This is a genomic window from Oscillatoria sp. FACHB-1407 (assembly GCF_014697545.1).
Classification (GTDB): Bacteria; Cyanobacteriota; Cyanobacteriia; order Elainellales; family Elainellaceae; genus FACHB-1407.
In genome coordinates this window covers 147,953-164,847 of the sequence record NZ_JACJSA010000001.1, presented here as the reverse complement: position 1 = coordinate 164,847, position 16,895 = coordinate 147,953, and the positions used below count along the sequence as shown (strand labels likewise).

General features: G+C 50.7%; 15 protein-coding genes. 10 read left to right on the top strand and 5 right to left on the bottom strand.

Annotation, left to right across the window (positions count from 1 at the left end):
* Positions 1–500: 500 nt before the first annotated feature.
* On the top strand, positions 501–3,044 hold the full coding sequence (locus tag H6G89_RS00665) for an ATP-dependent helicase (RefSeq protein ID WP_190503155.1): 2,544 nt from the start codon (positions 501–503) through the stop codon (positions 3,042–3,044).
* An 18-nt stretch (positions 3,045–3,062) separates the two neighbouring features.
* On the opposite strand, the gene H6G89_RS00660 is transcribed toward H6G89_RS00665, so the two are convergent.
* A complete protein-coding gene (locus H6G89_RS00660) occupies positions 3,063–4,439 on the bottom strand; it encodes a glycoside hydrolase 100 family protein (protein ID WP_242059769.1) in 1,377 nt (458 codons plus the stop codon).
* 450 nt (positions 4,440–4,889) lie between these two features.
* Here H6G89_RS00660 and H6G89_RS00655 point away from each other — a divergent pair, with 450 nt between their 5' ends.
* A complete protein-coding gene (locus tag H6G89_RS00655; protein WP_190503153.1) occupies positions 4,890–5,423 on the top strand; it encodes a GAF domain-containing protein in 534 nt (177 codons plus the stop codon).
* 229 nt (positions 5,424–5,652) lie between these two features.
* Here H6G89_RS00655 and pdxA read toward each other — a convergent pair whose 3' ends face one another.
* On the bottom strand, positions 5,653–6,762 hold the full coding sequence (gene pdxA / locus H6G89_RS00650) for a 4-hydroxythreonine-4-phosphate dehydrogenase PdxA (protein WP_190503820.1): 1,110 nt from the start codon (positions 6,760–6,762) through the stop codon (positions 5,653–5,655).
* A 120-nt stretch (positions 6,763–6,882) separates the two neighbouring features.
* On the opposite strand from pdxA, the gene petM reads away from it, so the two are divergent.
* Positions 6,883–6,987 carry a cytochrome b6-f complex subunit PetM gene (gene petM / locus H6G89_RS00645; protein WP_190503152.1) on the top strand — a complete coding sequence of 35 codons (105 nt, stop codon included), beginning with the start codon at positions 6,883–6,885 and terminating at the stop codon, positions 6,985–6,987.
* A gap of 80 nt (positions 6,988–7,067) precedes the next feature.
* Here the strand turns inward: petM and H6G89_RS00640 are convergent, their stop codons facing one another.
* Positions 7,068–7,307 (bottom strand): hypothetical protein, encoded by a 240-nt coding sequence (locus H6G89_RS00640; protein WP_190503150.1) that lies wholly within the window; start codon positions 7,305–7,307, stop codon positions 7,068–7,070.
* 72 nt (positions 7,308–7,379) lie between these two features.
* Positions 7,380–7,748 (bottom strand): hypothetical protein, encoded by a 369-nt coding sequence (locus H6G89_RS00635; RefSeq protein WP_190503147.1) that lies wholly within the window; start codon positions 7,746–7,748, stop codon positions 7,380–7,382.
* On the opposite strand from H6G89_RS00635, the gene H6G89_RS00630 reads away from it, so the two are divergent.
* Positions 7,717–7,983 carry a MoaD/ThiS family protein gene (locus H6G89_RS00630; protein ID WP_190503145.1) on the top strand — a complete coding sequence of 89 codons (267 nt, stop codon included), beginning with the start codon at positions 7,717–7,719 and terminating at the stop codon, positions 7,981–7,983. The genes H6G89_RS00635 and H6G89_RS00630 overlap by 32 nt on opposite strands.
* A 245-nt stretch (positions 7,984–8,228) precedes the next feature.
* On the opposite strand, the gene mrdA is transcribed toward H6G89_RS00630, so the two are convergent.
* The gene (mrdA, locus tag H6G89_RS00625; RefSeq protein WP_190503143.1) at positions 8,229–10,058 is read right to left on the bottom strand and encodes a penicillin-binding protein 2; all 1,830 of its coding nucleotides are present in this window, start codon (positions 10,056–10,058) and stop codon (positions 8,229–8,231) included.
* Positions 10,059–10,371: 313 nt separating this feature from the next.
* Here mrdA and H6G89_RS00620 point away from each other — a divergent pair, with 313 nt between their 5' ends.
* From H6G89_RS00620 to H6G89_RS00595, 6 genes are all read left to right on the top strand, one after another.
* Positions 10,372–11,508: an ABC transporter ATP-binding protein gene (locus tag H6G89_RS00620; protein WP_190503141.1), complete on the top strand. Its 1,137-nt coding sequence runs from the start codon at positions 10,372–10,374 to the stop codon at positions 11,506–11,508.
* A 221-nt stretch (positions 11,509–11,729) separates the two neighbouring features.
* Positions 11,730–12,902, top strand: a complete 1,173-nt coding sequence (locus H6G89_RS00615; RefSeq protein WP_190503139.1) for a polyamine ABC transporter substrate-binding protein — start codon at positions 11,730–11,732, stop codon at positions 12,900–12,902.
* A gap of 55 nt (positions 12,903–12,957) precedes the next feature.
* Positions 12,958–13,872: an ABC transporter permease gene (locus tag H6G89_RS00610; protein ID WP_190503137.1), complete on the top strand. Its 915-nt coding sequence runs from the start codon at positions 12,958–12,960 to the stop codon at positions 13,870–13,872.
* A gap of 3 nt (positions 13,873–13,875) precedes the next feature.
* Positions 13,876–14,691 carry an ABC transporter permease gene (locus H6G89_RS00605; protein WP_190503135.1) on the top strand — a complete coding sequence of 272 codons (816 nt, stop codon included), beginning with the start codon at positions 13,876–13,878 and terminating at the stop codon, positions 14,689–14,691.
* A gap of 148 nt (positions 14,692–14,839) precedes the next feature.
* Positions 14,840–15,865 (top strand): ABC transporter permease, encoded by a 1,026-nt coding sequence (locus H6G89_RS00600; RefSeq protein WP_190503133.1) that lies wholly within the window; start codon positions 14,840–14,842, stop codon positions 15,863–15,865.
* Between the two features lie 143 nt (positions 15,866–16,008).
* A complete protein-coding gene (locus H6G89_RS00595; protein ID WP_190503130.1) occupies positions 16,009–16,650 on the top strand; it encodes a DUF4230 domain-containing protein in 642 nt (213 codons plus the stop codon).
* Positions 16,651–16,895 lie beyond the last annotated feature (245 nt).

Below are 16,895 nucleotides of genomic sequence, written 5' to 3'. Positions count from 1 at the left end.
AGACTTTGTTCTTGTAGCAGCGGTTTCAACCGCCATGAGCAGAAAAATGGTTGGTCAACCAGGGTCAGTGGTTAATAGTCCAATCCAAGATTGGAAGATCAATCCTCCAGCTAAGACTGTATCTAAAAGAATGTACCTTAACGCGAGTGAAACCAATTTTTTGTGGTGGGCACTGCCCACCTTACCCAACGTTTTAGCCTAGACGCGCTACTACGGCAGAATTAGAGGTTCAGAAGTTTTGTCGAGCACTCAGGAAAATGCATCATACGAGCAAAGCCGACCTACATCGGCTGATCAAACCCTGAATCTTGTTTAGTCCGTGCCAGACATTTGGCTAAGCCGTAGACGAAGCTCAAATACCTGCGAATTGATTCATCAGACCCTGATGTGCTCTGGACAAGTATCCAGTGAGCCAACTTATTGAAGACGTAAATAGTTGGTATAACGAGAGAAGACATCCTGCGACATAACAGATTCGCGGTGATGCGTGAATCAAAGAAATGGTAACGACCCAAACACAGGCGATCGAGCCTGTTGCTCTGATTGAAGGAATTGAACGATTGCGGCAGCAGTTGCGTCCGGGGCAACTGCGAATGGCGGATTGGGAAGGCGGTTCCCTGGCGGTGTCGGCAGTGCCGGGGTCAGGCAAGTCTACCGGGATGGCGATCGCCGCAGCTATCTTGCTTGCCAGACGACGACTCCGAGCGATTTTGCATCAGGTGCTTCCCACCGATCAACTGGTGCTGGTGACGTTCACGCGATCGGCAGCAGCTAACCTCAAAGCCAAAATTCGCGGTTATCTGCGTGAGTTGGGGTTACCCACCACCGGATTTGCCGTCTATACCTTGCATGGGTTGGCGTTGAATATCGCAACCCGTCATCCGGCTTTGTCGGGCTTGAGTCTCGATCGCCTCACGTTAGTTTCCCCAACGCAAAACAATCGGCTGATTCGCGCCTGTGTTGAACAGTGGATTGCAGCGAACCCGCATCATTATCAGCGACTTTTAGAAGGGCGACAGTTTGATGGAGAAGAGAGTGAGCGATTGCGGCGACAGTCCGTGTTGCGAACGGAAGTATTGCCAGAGTTAGCCACGACCGTCATTCACGAGGCAAAAAGTTCGGGGTTGCCCCCTGCCAAGTTGCACGAGATCAATACTGAGGTGCGATCGCGCTCCTCCCAGTTGGCTCAGTTGGACGAGGCAACCGATTATGACGTGTTGGCGATCGCCGCCGGACTGTATGAGAACTATCAGGCATTGTTGCAACAGCGTAACCTGATTGATTACGACGACATGATCCTGGCAGCATTGCGCGTGTTGGAGAATGACAGTGCCCGTCAGTTGTGGCAGGAACAGGTTTTTGCCGTATTTGAAGACGAAGCGCAAGATTCCTCCCCATTACAGACCCGACTGTTAGAAATCCTCTCCGCAACTCCTCAAAGTCCCTCAGAGGAGGATTTAAAGGGCGATCGCAACCGCCCCCCTAACCTCCCAACCTTGGGGGGGATTGAGCTTCAAAGTCCCTCAGAATTGGGGGATTTAGGGGGCAATACGAAGCCTCAAAGTCCCTCAGAGGAGGATTTAAAGGGCGATCCCCTTTCCTTAAACCTGGTACGAGTCGGCGATCCAAACCAGGCAATTAACTCTACCTTTACCCCTGCCGATCCGGTCTTTTTCCGCGACTTTTGCAACCTCTGTCAGGCTCAAGGTAGGTTGGCGGAGATGGATCAAGCCGGACGCAGCAGTCAAACAATTATCGATGCAGCGAATGCGATGTTGGATTGGGTGAACGATCGCTATGGGAGCAAAATTTCCGCTAACTCAGCCGCGATCGCAGATCCAGATCCACAACAACAAGCCCCATTTCGCCCCCAGGAGATTCACCCGGTTTCCCCCGGTGATCCACAAGCCGACGCTAATCCCAATCCCGAAGGGTGGGGTGTGGAAATTCGCTTTCCCCAGGATGTTGTACATTCGGTTGAGTTGATGGCGCAGCGGTTAGCCGATCTGTTTCACCGCTATCCAGAAGGACGAGCGGCAATTCTAGTGCGGGAAAATCGGCAGGGCAAGGCGATCGCCGAGATGTTGCAAAATCCAAAACAGTACGGGATTGGGGTGAATCTGGGTGAACTGGGCATCGAGATCTACGATGTCGGACAGCGCGATCGCCACTCCCATGTTCCTGGTGAGATCCTGGCGTTGTTGCAATTTCTTGATCGCCCCCACTCCCCCGACAATCTCAAAGCGGCTCTCAAAGTATTGGTCGATCGGCAACTGATACCGACGCAAGACCTCAATGCCCTGACCGCTGAACCCGAACAGTTTTTGTATCCGGGTCCGCTGGAAGTGCCCCAAACAGAAGCGATCGCCCTGGCTCGCCGTTACTGCACGGCTCTGTTGCGCGCCCGGTTAGAATTGCCCCAATATCAACTGATCTCATTTCTGGCATTGACTCTGAAATATGACCAGACTGAACTTGCCACCGCTGACAAATTGGCGGAGCGGATCAGTCAACAGACGAGCGATCGCCAGTCGATGAGTAATATGCTTGATGCTTTGGCAGAAGTGGTGCGATCGGAACGGTTTTCTAATGTCGAAACCGACGATGCCGAGGCGCAATATACCCGCTCGAAGCAAGTCACCATCATCACGATGCACAAAGCCAAAGGGCTGGATTGGGATTTTGTCTTTATCCCATTTCTGAATGATCAATCCATTCCGGGTCGTCGTCGCTTGCCCCCCCAGATCCAGTTTCTGGGCGATTTTGGCTTGTCAGAAGTAGCACGCGCCCAGATCCGCGCCTACATTCACAGGCAACCGATTCCGGGTGGGGAGACAGCATGGCACCAGGCAGAATATTTGCAAATGGCAGAGGAATTTCGGTTGCTCTACGTCGCGATGACCCGTGCTAAACGCCTGCTGTGGATGGCAGCAGAACGCAAAGCCCCCTTCACCTGGAGCAACCCTGAGAACCTGGAGGCAAAAAATCCCTGTCCGGTTTTGCCGTTTTTGGTGGAGCGGTTCCCCCAGGTAATGCAGAAATGAGAGTGTTGGAGTGTGCTTTCATCCCTCATCTTCAAAGGTCAGTAGTTTAAGATGACCAGGATTCTTCACCAACTCTTTTGTGAGTAAGTAGCCAGTGATTGTCCAGGTTTGAAAGCGTCGGGCTTCCTTACCAATTAGGCGACCATCAGGACCATCATAATATTCCGGCCACTGATCTAAGACAAGCCGTCGTTCAGCGATCGCGATCGCATGGAGTGCCAGTTCCCCCCGATCCATCTTTTTCGCTGCTGCTGCCAGCATCCACAGCAAGACAGGCCAACTTCCGCCATTGTGATAAGACCAGGGGCGGTTTTTCGGATCGGCTCCGGTTACGGTTTTCCAATCGGAGTCTTCCAATGCCGGAAAGCATAGCTTCATTGGCATTTGACCGATTAGATCGTTCCATCGCAGTTCAACGACATTGAGAATACAGTGCGATTGATACTCATCTGTCAGCGAGGTAATGACCGCCATCAAGTTGCCAATGGCAAAAAAGCGGGTATCAAGTTGAGATGGACCTAAATTGCCAGCAAGGTAGCCTCCTGCTTCTGGCAGCCATTTTGCCAACCGATAAAAGGGAATGGAGTCTGAGAAGATATTGAATTGGTTGAGAGCTTCTTCGCCGTATTCCTCAACGCGGTAACGGTAAATGACATTCAAGCGTTCGGGGTCGATCCAATAGTTTTCTCGTAGTTGTTTAAGCAATGGTGGAAGACGACGACGTACTGCTTGCAAAATGTTTTGATTGTCAGCATTGGGCAACAAAAGCTCAAGGCTAGCTCTCAAAGCGGTATAAAACAACGATTGAATGTCAAGGGGGTGCCCATACAAGCCCATGCGGCGATCGATCATGCTGGCAGCATCAGGCACCAGCACCATCGGATACATATCAAAGCGGACGACCAGACAGAGTTCTAGGATGAGCCGAATCCCTTCTTGAAAGTCGGCTCGATGCACAAGATCAGTGTCCTGGGTGGCGATGACATACGCTCTCAGGAGAATAATCCACCATAAGCCGGAGTCTGCTGGGGCAACCCGTCCGATCGCGTAATCTCCAAAATCTGGCTTGAGGTATTCGTATTGATCAATCGTCTGAATTTTAAAGCTAGCAGGCATCAACCCACGACTGGGCTTTGAGGAGTCGAGTTGCCCAGTTTTAGGTTGAAGTTTGAGTGTTTCTTCTAGAAAATTTCGGACGATTTCAGGTCTACCTTTGATTAAAAAGAGCAACCCCGATGAGATGAAATCTCGGATGAAACACTGGTCGTAATTGAGTGCTTCACCGTCTGGATCACGGGCGGCGATCGTGCCAATCGGTTGCCCCTGATAGTACAGAATAGAGTTTTCGAGCAACTCCCAGGCTTGCTCTTGCATCAATTCAGATCGATCGCTCAACCTCAGATCTCTCCTTGCTCATTACAAATTAAAAAATCACCATAAAGGCTGGGGTCAGACGATCGCAATACGAAAGCTGTAAATAGGTGAACATAATCGGACATAAGAGGGCGATCGTCAATAGGAATCAGGGAGGAAATTGGTAAAGGCGCAAGACATGGTTCATCCTATTCTGGATTTTGAGATTTTGGATTTTGGGTTTTGAGGGGCAGCGTCAGCAAAATTGCAACTCACGAGTGATTGACGGCAAACGGTTTCACACCGGAGGATTGACACCTGATTCAAATTCACGCTTTAGCGAAATATATAGCTATCGCCACTTCATTGAGGGCAGAGGAGGTGTGAGGGTTGCGCCCTTAGCCAGGGGTTCCACCCCTGCACCCCGTCCTAACCCAAGTGGCTTCGGCTATATCCTAAATTGCAAATCTAAAATCCAAAACCCGCATCCCTATGTCCCAGCTTCCTTCTGCATTGCAAGTCGTTTTTGACCAACATCACAAACCAGATGCTATTTTCTCAGCGTTGTTGCCGCCGCTGTGTGAGGTGTTGCAATGCGATCGCTGTTTTTTGATGCTGCGCAATCCCTCCACTCGCATAGGTAAGGTGGCATATTGTTGGCGACGCAAGCCTGATGTGCCCGATATGACGGAATATCAGTGGCGACAAGAGGATGAGTGGGAAAAAGAAGATCCCCTCTTTGCCGCTGCTCTCAATGGCAAACCCTCTGTTTACGTTGAAGATGTGGAAACTGCCGATGCCACCGTGTTGAATCGAGAGTTTGAGCGCAAATATTTTGGGCATCGGGCACTCATTCACGCCCATTTACGGCAAGACGAGCAACTGTGGGGGATTTTGCAACCCGCTGTGTTTGGAGAACCCAGAGTGTGGTCAGAGGGCGATCGCGCTGTCATTGCTGCGTTAGAGGACAAACTGGCACCTCTGGCGAAGACGTATGTGTTGGAGGGGATAAAGGATGAAGGATGAAGGATGAAGGATAAAGGATAAAGGATGAAGGATGAAGGATGAAGGATAAAGGATGAAGGATGAAGGATGAAGGATAAAGGATGAAGGATAAAGGATGAAGGATGAAGGATGAAGGATAAAGGATGAAGGATGAAGGATAAAGGATGAAGGATAAAGGATAAAGGATAAAACAAGAAAGGATTTAGACACGGCTCTGGGCGATCGCCAACTAACAGTGACCTTTACCCCATCACCCGACTCCCGACTCCCGACTCCTCATTCTCTGTCGAACCAACTCCACTGCCAGTTGCAGGGCAGACTGCATACTCGCCGCATCGGCAACTCCCCGTCCGGCGATGTCGAACGCGGTGCCGTGATCGGGGGAAGTCCGAATAAAGGGTAGACCGATAGTCGTGTTGACGGCCTGATCAAACGCCAGAAGCTTAACGGGAATTAACCCCTGATCGTGATACAAAGCCAGGTAACCATCGTGGGCGTTAACCTGTGCCGCAGAACCATGCCACGCCTGACCTGGACGCACCCACATCGTATCAGGGGGAATGGGGCCATCCAGGCGAACATTGGGAAAGCGATCGCCCATGTTTTTGATCCAGGGAATTAGCCAATCCACTTCTTCCTGTCCCAGTTGCCCCTGTTCACCGCTGTGAGGATTCAATCCGGCGATCGCAATCCGGGGGGTAGTGATGCCAAAGTCTTGAGCCAGGGTAGCTATCAGCAGTTCGAGTTTGAGGGTCATCAGGTCAGGGGTCAGAGCGTCGGGTACCTGCCGCAGGGAGATGTGAGTGGTGGCTAAAAGGGTTCGCAGAGTCCAATTGGTGTGGGGCGATCGCGCCACAAACAACATGCCAAACCGATCTATCCCGGCTCGTTCAGCCAATAGCTCCGTCTGCCCCGGATAAAAGTGTTTAGCGGCGTGCCACGCTGACTTGGCGATGGGAGCCGTGACAATACCATGAAAATCCCCATTCAATGCGCCTGCGATCGCGGTTTCTAAATAGCGGAAACTTGCCTCACCACTGGCAGCATTGCCTTTTCCGGGCATAATTCCTTGAAGCGTCTCTTCATCAACCTCAACTTCCAAAACGTGAAGCAGATCGGGTCTGGGCAGCGGATAGTGAACCAGATGGGGAATTTGCTTGAGGCGATCGTAGGTGTGTTGCAACACGCTAGAGCTACCCACGATCGTAATATCGCATTCAGAGGTCAGCGCAGGGTTAGCCAGGGCTTTGAGAATAACTTCAGGTCCAATCCCTGCCGGATCTCCAAGGGCGATTGCAATCTGTGGACGAGGCGATCGATCGAGTGCTGTGTCAGTTAAATGTTGGGTTGGTTGTTGCACAGTGGGTTGTTGCACAATAATTTCACTCAAACTCTGTCAAAGACTGGACACTAAACTGCTTTAGAATACGTTATGCAGGCTTTCCGCTTGTTTTAACATTGAATGCGGAGTAATCGCGTAATGAATACTGAACTTCTTAACGCCGCGGTTTTATCCTTTAGCCTCATTTTAGTGGGCTTAGGTTTAGGCTTCTTGCTGCTCAAGTTGCAGGGCGGTGAAGAATAGGTTAAGAAACAAAATCCCCTCCTTCTGGACTCAGAGAGAGGGGATTGTTTGTTAAGACATAAAACCTTGAGGCATGAGAATTACATCTTGCCCTTTTGCATTACTTCCTGGAGATGCTGGCGGATCTCTTGTGCTTGCTGCATTTCAGCCTGTTGCAACTTCTGGAATAGCTCCACGCAGGGTTGAGATTGCATCTCTTGAGCGTCTTGAATATAGCTTTCGTAAGCTTTGAGAGCTTCTGCTTTGTTCTGCAAAACAGTCAGCAAATCATACTCTAAGTTGCTAACAGCGCGAGTTTGCCCATTTGCTGTAGATACCATGATTGATCCTCCATTTTTTGGGGTTAGTCCCATTTGGTTTCCTGTCTACAGTGTTTTTCCTAGACTGAGAGTTCATCCGTCTTGAGAATGGGTAGAGGAGTGGAGGAGTAGAGGAGTTGATTGACTGACAAAACTTCTGAAACTCTTGGTATTCTGTGCTGTGGCTGGCGAATTAAATTCGCGCCTATCCGATCGAAGTCCGCCTGGGCGGACTAGACGCATCTGGTTTTCTGTAACCCGCGTCGGCAGGTTTTGCTCCCATAGCTGCGATTTCAAATGACGATTGACGATTGACCCCTGACGATTGACGATTGACCCCTGACGATTGACGATTGACCCCTGACAATTGACGATTGACCCCTGACAATTGACGATTGACCCCTGACGATTGACGATTGACCCCTGACCAATGACCCCTAACTCATCAACTATCGAAATCACCGTCAAACTGTTTGCAGCCTACCAAGATGCCTATGGAGTGTCTGACCTGGTGTTGCATCTTCCAGTGGGAGCAACGGTCGCTGAGGTGCGCGATCGCCTCATTGCAGAGCACCCAGCGTTAGAACAGTGGCGTGACTTGACCCGGTTTGGGGTCAATTTGCAATTTGTGGAACCCAACACCGTTTTACAAACAGGAGATGAGGTTGTTTTGATTCCACCTGTGAGTGGAGGATGAGGGAAAATCAGAGGAAAGAAGGCAGAAAAAAGAGGATAGAAGGATAAAGGATGAGACGTAGGACTACCCTTTACTCCCGACTCTCCATTCCCCATTCCCCATCTCCTAACGGATTGTGAATTTAATAAATCCGCAAACTGTACGGGCGGGTTTAGCAGACCTATCTGTGCCGTGTTATAGATTTGACAGCAAAACCCGCCCCTACCAAATACCGAACTTATTTAATTTCCATTCCTAATCATTACCTAATCAGATGTAACGGACTCCTGTTGTGCCTGTTGAGTCGGTATAGTGCCATTAAAGTAAGCCTCTAGAACCTGCCGGGCGATCGGGGCTGCCACTTTACCACCACCACCGCCGCTGTTTTCAGCGAATGCCACAACCACAATCTCAGGGTTGTTAGTGGGGGCATAGGCACCAAACCAGGCATGGGAGAGTCGGGGTGGGTCTTCAGCCGTGCCACTCTTGCCGGAAGGCTCAGGCAATGTAGTCACATTCAGGGCTTTCCCGGTGCCACTGGTGATTACCTCCCGCAGTCCTTCCTGCAAGATCCGCATGGTTTCAGGGCTAATATTAATCGGCTCCCGCCAGTTCCGCGCCTCTACGTTGTCTCGCAATAGGTGAGGTTTGACTAAGTAACCCCCGTTAGCCGTAACTGCAAACATCACAGCCACTTGCAACGGAGTTGCCTGCATATAGCCCTGACCAATCGACATATTGACCGTATCGCCGACATACCAGGGTTCATTCAAGTTCTCTAGCTTCCAGGCTTCATCGGGCACCAAGCCAGGAGATTCTTCACTGGCGATCTCAATTCCGGTTTTTTGACCAAAGCCAAAGCGTCGAGTCCATTGAATCAGGTTCTCGCCCCCCATGCGGAGAGCCGTTTGATAGAAAAAGGTATCGCTACTCCATGCCATTGCGCCTGTGAAGTCGAGGGGACCAAACCCGGCTCGGTTCCAATCCCAAAACTGAATACCCCCCACTTCAACAAAGGGGTAGGTGGGTAGGACGGTGTTGGGTGAATAGCTACCGGACTCGATCGCCGCTGCGGTAGTGACAATCTTAAATGTGCTGGCGGGAGGATAGCCCTGGAGTGCCCGGTTGACAAAGGGATAGTTAAGGCTTTGTAACTGTTGCCATTGCTCGTCGGTGATGTGGGTAGAAAACAGGTTGGGGTCAAACGCTGGACGACTGACCATGGCTAACACTGCGCCATTGCGTGGATCGATCGCGACAACGGCTCCTTTGCGATCGCCCAAGGCAATCTCTGCTGCCCGTTGGACATTCAGGTCAATGGTTAAATGTACGTCTTGCCCAGCTCTGGCAGGCTTTTCACCCAACACTCGCAGCACTCGTCCCATGCCATCCACTTCGACCTGTTGACCGCCCCACTCCCCTCGCAATTGAGGCTCAAATGCAGACTCAACCCCCATCTGACCAATTACATCTCCCAGACGATAGCCCTGATCGCGATAACGCTCCAGATCCTCGTCGCTCATTTCCCCCGTATAACCCAGCACATGAGCTGCCAAATCTCCGTTGGGATAGTTTCGCACCGCTTCTGCTTCGACCTGCACGCCCTTGAGTTCCTGACTAAACTCGGCCAGAGCCGTGACCTGTGCAGGGCTAATGCCCCTCGCGATCCGCAACAGGCTAGGAGAGGTGTATCCCGCTTGCTCCAGACGGCTACGAATGTCTTCTTCGGGGATGTTGAGAATTTTTGAGAGCCGCTGCACGATCGGTCGCCATTCTCCTTCGCGGTTGGCAATAGGCCACAAAAACACCGCATAGGAAAGACGGCTACCCGCCAGAATTCTGCCTTCTCGGTCTAAAATCTTGCCCCGTTCCGGTTGCCGAGGAATCAAGCGAATCCGATTGTTGTCTGCCAGTTGGCGGTTTTGTTCACCTTTCACCAATTGCAGATAGGCTAGACGACTGCCGATGCCGCCTCCCAGGGTCAATGTCACGATCAGCATGACGATGAGAGACTGGTACTTGCGTCCTACAGTGCGAGCGTTAGGTTGCTGGGCGATCGCCTGAGAATTCGGAGGGGAATAGTGAATTAACGCCATAAATGGTGTGTGACCAGTCCTCGCGTGTGCTAAGACAAAATACCTAATTAGTCTACAGCCAGTTTTGACATTACGAACTTTTAATGATCCCCAATCTTGATCACATCCCTCAAAGCCAGGGCTGACAACCTACTGACATAAGGATTGGGTGCATCTCGAACCCCAAACCATTACACGGATACCACGACTTGTACTAGTTGGGTTATGCTATAGGTCAAAATGCAGACCTGTATCCTGTTTGACGAAACGTTTCTAATAACTAACCAAAATGGTTAGATAGCACACAGCACTGGGAACTGATTAGGAACCGCCGATGTCTCAGACCGTTACCCAAGATCGATTAACCTCCGAGGTGGACGTCAAATTGGACGTCGAACTGCGAAAAGTATTTAAGGTGTTTAATGGTGAGACAGCCGTTAGGGGCATCGATCTCAGCATTCGTCAGGGTGAATTTTTTAGCATCTTGGGTCCCTCTGGCTGTGGTAAAACCACCACTCTGCGCCTCATTGCTGGGTTTGAAGAACCAACCGCAGGAGAGGTTTTGATTCGGGGGCAGTCCATGACGCACACACCGCCCTATCGTCGTCCGGTCAATACCGTGTTTCAGAGCTATGCCCTGTTTAACCATATGACCGTGTGGGATAACGTTGCATTTGGGCTACGAATCAAAAAATTGAGTAAAGGCGAGATTCACGATCAGGTTAAAGAGGCATTGCAGCTTGTCAAGATGGATTCGTTTGCCCGTCGCTATCCGAGTCAGCTTTCGGGTGGGCAACAACAGCGGGTTGCTCTGGCACGAGCCCTCGTCAACCGCCCAGCCGTGTTGTTGTTGGATGAGCCGTTAGGCGCGTTGGACTTAAAACTGCGGAAAGAGATGCAGGTTGAGTTGTCCAACTTACACCAGGAACTGGGGCTGACCTTTGTAATGGTGACACACGATCAAGAGGAAGCCCTGAGTCTGTCCGATCGCATTGCCGTCATGAATGAGGGGCGGTTAGAGCAGGTTGGTAGCCCCAGCGAAATTTATGAATTTCCTCAAACCCCATTTGTTGCCGATTTTATTGGGGATACCAATCTGTTTCAGGGACGCATCGAAGCGGCTGATCCGTTTGATCCATCCACGCTGTACGTCACGACTAATCAAGGACTCAAGATTTTGGTGAAAAATACAGAGTTGCTGGATGGGTCTGGTGTGCGCCAGGTCGTTGTTAGTATTCGACCAGAAAAAATTCATGTCAGCCTTGACCAGCCCAGCCATGCTGTGAACTGCTTTGAGGGACGCTTAAAGCACACGATGTATTTGGGCACTCACGTTCACTATGTTGTTGAATTGCCGTCAGGTGATTGTTTGACGGTGATGCAACCCAACCGTATAGAGAATTTGCCTGACCCCCATACACAGATTTATGTCTATTGGGCTGCAACAGATTGTCTGGCTTTGACTGCCTGAAGCTGCACGCATTTCTGTAACGTGAAGTATCGCAGTCAACAACTCTCAATGAAACATTGGCATACCATCACTGGAGGTATAGCTCCAATGATTTCCCTCAAGGCACTTCTGTGTAATGACTCAGGGTTAGCCATGAAACCCTGTCGATAGAGTAGCGACCAGGCTAGTCTTATCTATTTTTAGTGTTGTTTTTCTTTCGACGCAAGTTTTAGGAGAGAGTAATGCCCTCTATAAATCCACGAAAAACTCGATTGTCTTTGTCCGGACAATCACGCTATTGGTCTGCCAGCAGACGACGCTTTTTACAGCTATCAACGGCAGCGTTGTCAGGAACCCTTCTAGCGAATTGTGCTCGTAACATCACCGATTCAGGAGCTTCCCCTGAAGCCAGTCCTGCTGCTGCAACTGGAAGTCCTACGGGGGACAATACACTGCATGTCTACTCCTGGTCGAGTTACATTGATGATGCTTTATTAAAAGACTTTGAGAGTAAAACAGGCATTACAGTAGTCGCTGACATTTACGACTCCAACGAAACCATGCTGGCAAAGATGCAGGCGGGTGGAGGCAGTGCCTACAGCATCATCTATCCCTCTGACTACATGGTGGAGCAGATGATCGAGTTAGACCTGCTAACGGAGTTAGACAAATCTCGCCTGCCCAGCACCGATACTTTGATTGAGCAATGGCAAAGCCCACCCTATGACCCCGAAAACAGGTTCAGCTATCCCTTTGCCTGGGGAACGACGGGGTTGGTCTACAACTCGGAGGTACTCGACCCTGCCCCTGAGGATTGGGAATATCTGTGGGAAGAGCAAGAGCAACTGTCCCGCAAAATGACGATGCTCAATGATGTCCGGGAGGTATTTGGGGCGGTGCTCAAATCGTTGGGCTATTCCAACAGCACTACCGATGAGGCGGAGATTCAGGAGGCTTACGAAAGATTGGCAGAATTGAAGCCTGCGATCAATGCGTTTACAACAGATGCGTGGCGCGATCAGTTGGTCGTGGGCGATTTGGTGATGGCACATGCCTATTCGGTGGATGCGATCGACGCTATGAGTGCGAATGATAAGCTCAGGTATGTAGTGCCCGCTAGTGGTGCGACAGTCTGGGGTGATACGGTGGTGATTCCTAAGTCGGCTCCTAATGTGGATGCTGCCTATGAGTGGATGAACTATATCCTCAGCCCTGAGAACTCGACTCAAGTTGTGGAACGACTGAAATTTGCCACTCCTAACAAACAAACCTTTGATGCACTGCCGTCAGCGTTAAAAGAAGATCCCAGTCTGTTTCCACCCGATGCTACTCTGGCTAAGTGTGAGCCATTAAGTAATGTGGGAGATTCGATCGAATTGTACGATCGCCTCTGGACTCAACTCACGAGCGCATAACCTGACTGGTGAATGGCTCAATCTTGCGTGACTCAATCCGTGTCTAACCTAGCCTATGTCTACCTCTGCCCCGATCACTCCTGCTCCGATCGCCCCCCCTTCTGACTCGGTGTGGAAGCGGCGATTGTCACGCTTGATTGAGCCGACGGTGCTCTTGGGACCACCCGGAATCTGGCTCCTGTGTTTATTGGTGATTCCCACTCTGCTGATTCTTGACATTAGCCTGCATCCCGACCTGCGTCCGGGGCAACCTGTAGATGGCTACGGATTAGGAAATTATGTCAAAGCATTTGAATCGGTTTATTTGTGGGTGATCGGGCGATCGGTATTTTTTGCGATCGTCAGTACTCTCATCTGTCTGGTACTGGGCTTCCCCGTTGCCTACTGGATTGCCCTCATGGCACCCAAACGTTGGCAAAATCTCTTGCTGGTGAGTTTTGTTTTACCGCTGTGGACGTCTTCGTTGCTGCGGTCTTATGCCTGGATCACAATTCTGCGCCCCAGTGGGGTGCTTAACTCGGTTCTGACTGCGATTCACCTGCCTACGCTGGACTTGCTCAATCGTCAGGCAGCGGTGATGATTGGCTTAGCCTACAACTTTTTGCCCTACATGGTGCTGATCCTTTATGCGTCGCTAGAGAAGCTGGATAAGCGACTGTTAGAAGCGGCAGCCGATTTGGGGGCTAGCCCCCAGCAAGCCTTTTGGAAGGTGACTGTGCCCCAAACTTTATCGGGGATTGCGGCTGGGTGTTTGCTGGTGTTTATCACTAGCCTGGGAGAGTTCGTTGTGCCGGAACTGTTGGGCGGAGCTTCGAGTATGACGATGGCACGCCTGATCTACAACCAGTTTCTCGGCGCGACGCGCAACTGGGGATTTGGCTCTAGCCTCAGTATGATTTTAATTTTGGCGGTTAGTATCTCGATCGCCCTGCTGATTAAATATGGCGATCAAAAGGCAGAGGATTTTTAGTCCATGGAAGCATCCAAATCTAAAAAACTTCAACTCCGGCTCTCCTGGCAGCTCATCGTGACGCTGCTAATGTTTGTGTTTATGTATCTCCCGGTGCTGGTGTTGGCGTTTTACAGCTTCAACGACTCGCCTTTCAGTGCCGGATGGAGCGGGTTTTCGTTGCGGTGGTATCAACGCATGTTTGCTGACACGCGCATTTTGTCAGCATTGCAGGATAGTTTGTCGGTTGCCTTTTTAGCCGTTGGCATTTCAGCCGTCCTGGGGACGCTGATGGCAGTCGGTCTGGCACGCTACCGCTTTCCGGGTAAAGGTTTATATCAGGGTATGTCCTACTTGCCGCTGATTATCCCCGATATTGCAATCGCTGTTGCAACGTTGGTGTTTCTGGCGTCCGTCGCCATTCCGCTAAGTCTATGGACGGTGGTGGCAGCCCACATCGTTTTTTGTTTGTCATATATCGCGTTGGTCATCTCGACGCGACTGGCAAGCCTCAACCCCCACTTAGAAGAGGCGGCTCTTGACCTGGGGGCAAATCCAGTGCAAGCGTTTGTCAAAATTTTGTTGCCAGAGTTGATGCCTGCGATCGTCTCGGGTTGCCTATTGGCGTTTGTCTTAAGTATGGATGACCTGCTGATTTCTAGCTTTACGGCTGGAGGTGGTGTCACCACATTGCCGATGGAGATCTTTAGTCGTGTCCGTACCGGGGTCAAGCCTGACATTAATGCCCTCAGTGTTGTTTTGATCCTGGCGTCGGGTGCTCTGGCGTTTATCGCAGAATACATTCGCTATCAGGGTGAAAAGAAAAAATTGAAAAATTAGAGGCTTTGTAGGCGCAAGTTTTTGATGAATTGCAGCTGTGCAAAACTCCTACTTGTTAAACCTGTCCTTCCGTGGATTGAGTGTTTGAGCGAATAGCCCCTACACGATGGCTGTAAGATAAGAAGTCACTCCATCCTAATCATTTTCCATGTCTCGCTCAGTTGCTCTGCGCTACTACATTCTGTCTCGCCTGTTGTTAGCCCCATTGATGATTTGGGTGCTGATTACTCTGGTGTTTTTGTTGCTGCGAGCGACGCCGGGTGACCCGGTAGACATGGTGTTGGGGTCACGCGCCCCCGAAGAGGCAAAAGCCGCCATGAGAGAACGTTTGGGATTGAACGCTCCTCTCTGGCTGCAATATCTGCATTATTTAGGAGACTTGTTGCGGTTTGATTTGGGCACGTCGCTAACCACTCAGGGGCAATCGGTGTGGCACATCATTCAGCAATATTTTCCAGCAACGGTTGAGCTAACCGTTTTCAGTATGATTGTCTCAGTATTAGTGGGGGTGAGCATTGGAGCACTTGCCGCCTCAAAGCCTAACACCCCGCTGGATGCAGGAGGCAGACTGTTTGGCATCATCACCTATGCGGTGCCGACCTATTGGTTTGGCATGATTTTGCAATTAATTTTTGCAGTGCAGTTACGCTGGTTTCCCATTGGCACGCGCTTTCCCTTAACAGAAGACCCACCCATCGTGCGAACCGGACTGTATCTTGTAGATAGTTTGCTCCAGGGCAATCTCAATGCCTTTTTCACCAGTTTGTATTATCTAGCTCTTCCCAGTTTGACCCTGGGCATTCTGTTGAGTGGCATTTTTGAGCGGATTGTGCGGGTAAATTTGAAGCAAACCCTCCGTGCCGACTATGTCGAAGCAGCGCGAGCACGCGGCATTCCAGAACCCCGCATTGTGTTAGCCCACGCGCTCAAGAATGCATTGATTCCTGTCATCACCGTTTTGGGGTTGACGGTGGCTTCGCTGTTGGGTGGTGCAATCTTAACCGAGGTGACCTTCTCGTGGCCAGGATTAGCCAATCGTCTGTATGAGGCGATCTCGTTTCGCGACTATCCCGTGGTGCAGGGTATTATGGTGTTTTTTGGAATCATCGTGGCGATCGCCAGTATTGTGATCGACATCCTCAATGCCTACATCGACCCTCGAATCCGCTATTAGCGAGTGCTGGTGCAACCTGACAAATGGTTTTGACCAAGAATCTTAAGCGCATTCAACCCGCGATCGCCCCAATTAAGCTAGCGTAGACGTAACGACACGGGCAGGACGGTTCGATGACTTCTGGCAATGGTTTAAAACCTATCATGACTCGGATGGTTGAAGCGGCGATCGCTCAACTGGTTTGGGGCATTTTGCTGATTGTGACTCTAACCCTTTTCATTGCGTTTGGAGTGCCACAACTCCAGGCGCATTGGGCGAGTCAGCCTGCGGCAACCTCAGAAGTGCGATCGCTAATCATCAACGGTCTAAAAGACATGACCGAACTGACCACGGTGAATGTCTCGACTAAAGCCACGATTGTCACCCAGCAAAATCGCAAACTGTTTGGCATGAGAGTGGGCAACACAAATCTGGTTTATGAGGGAGTGGGCACTGTACGAGCAGGGATTGATTTGAAAGAGTTGCAGGTCAAAGAAGTGAGTATGGGCGATCGCCACATTCATGTGGTGTTGCCGCCTCCTTACGTCACAGATGTATCCCTCGATGTGAATCGCTCTAGCATTTTGGCGCACTATCGCCGCTGGTTTGGTCCCAATGCAGAATTAGATCTACAAGAACGTGCCCAAGCGGATGCGTTAGAGAAAATCAGAGCTGAAGCCTGTGAGAGTCACGCGCTAGAAGTCGCTAATCAAAATGCCAAACACCTGATAGAAGAGATTTTGCAGAAGGGCGGGTTTCAAGAGGTACTTGTTGAAACGCAATTGCCCACAGCGAAGACTTGTTAGGTATAGCGATCGCCCCTTTATTCAGGGCAGAGGGGGTGTGGGCTGCGCTCCAGCCAGGGTTTCCACCTCTGCACCCCGTCCTAACCCAACGTCAGTTCGGTTTAAGAGCCCGGCGAATGAATTCGCAGCTACTAGAGCAAAGTCCGCCGACGCGGACTCCGGAAAAAGCCGGATTTGACGAACCGACGCAGGTCGTTTTGTTCCGATAGCGGCGGTTTTAACCGCCGAAATCCTTATCCCGAATT

Excerpts from the sequence above, each read along its gene's own strand:
- H6G89_RS00630 (WP_190503145.1), top strand. The coding sequence starts at position 7,717 with ATGACCCCTAACTCATCAACTATCGAAATCACCGTCAAACTGTTTGCA.
- H6G89_RS00655 (WP_190503153.1), top strand. The coding sequence starts at position 4,890 with ATGTCCCAGCTTCCTTCTGCATTGCAAGTCGTTTTTGACCAACATCAC.
- H6G89_RS00600 (WP_190503133.1), top strand. The coding sequence starts at position 14,840 with ATGTCTCGCTCAGTTGCTCTGCGCTACTACATTCTGTCTCGCCTGTTG.
- mrdA (WP_190503143.1), bottom strand. The coding sequence starts at position 10,058 with ATGGCGTTAATTCACTATTCCCCTCCGAATTCTCAGGCGATCGCCCAG.
- H6G89_RS00620 (WP_190503141.1), top strand. The coding sequence starts at position 10,372 with ATGTCTCAGACCGTTACCCAAGATCGATTAACCTCCGAGGTGGACGTC.
- H6G89_RS00615 (WP_190503139.1), top strand. The coding sequence starts at position 11,730 with ATGCCCTCTATAAATCCACGAAAAACTCGATTGTCTTTGTCCGGACAA.
- H6G89_RS00640 (WP_190503150.1), bottom strand. The coding sequence starts at position 7,307 with ATGGTATCTACAGCAAATGGGCAAACTCGCGCTGTTAGCAACTTAGAG.
- H6G89_RS00610 (WP_190503137.1), top strand. The coding sequence starts at position 12,958 with ATGTCTACCTCTGCCCCGATCACTCCTGCTCCGATCGCCCCCCCTTCT.
- H6G89_RS00595 (WP_190503130.1), top strand. The coding sequence starts at position 16,009 with ATGACTCGGATGGTTGAAGCGGCGATCGCTCAACTGGTTTGGGGCATT.
- petM (WP_190503152.1), top strand. The coding sequence starts at position 6,883 with ATGAATACTGAACTTCTTAACGCCGCGGTTTTATCCTTTAGCCTCATT.
- H6G89_RS00665 (WP_190503155.1), top strand. The coding sequence starts at position 501 with ATGGTAACGACCCAAACACAGGCGATCGAGCCTGTTGCTCTGATTGAA.
- H6G89_RS00605 (WP_190503135.1), top strand. The coding sequence starts at position 13,876 with ATGGAAGCATCCAAATCTAAAAAACTTCAACTCCGGCTCTCCTGGCAG.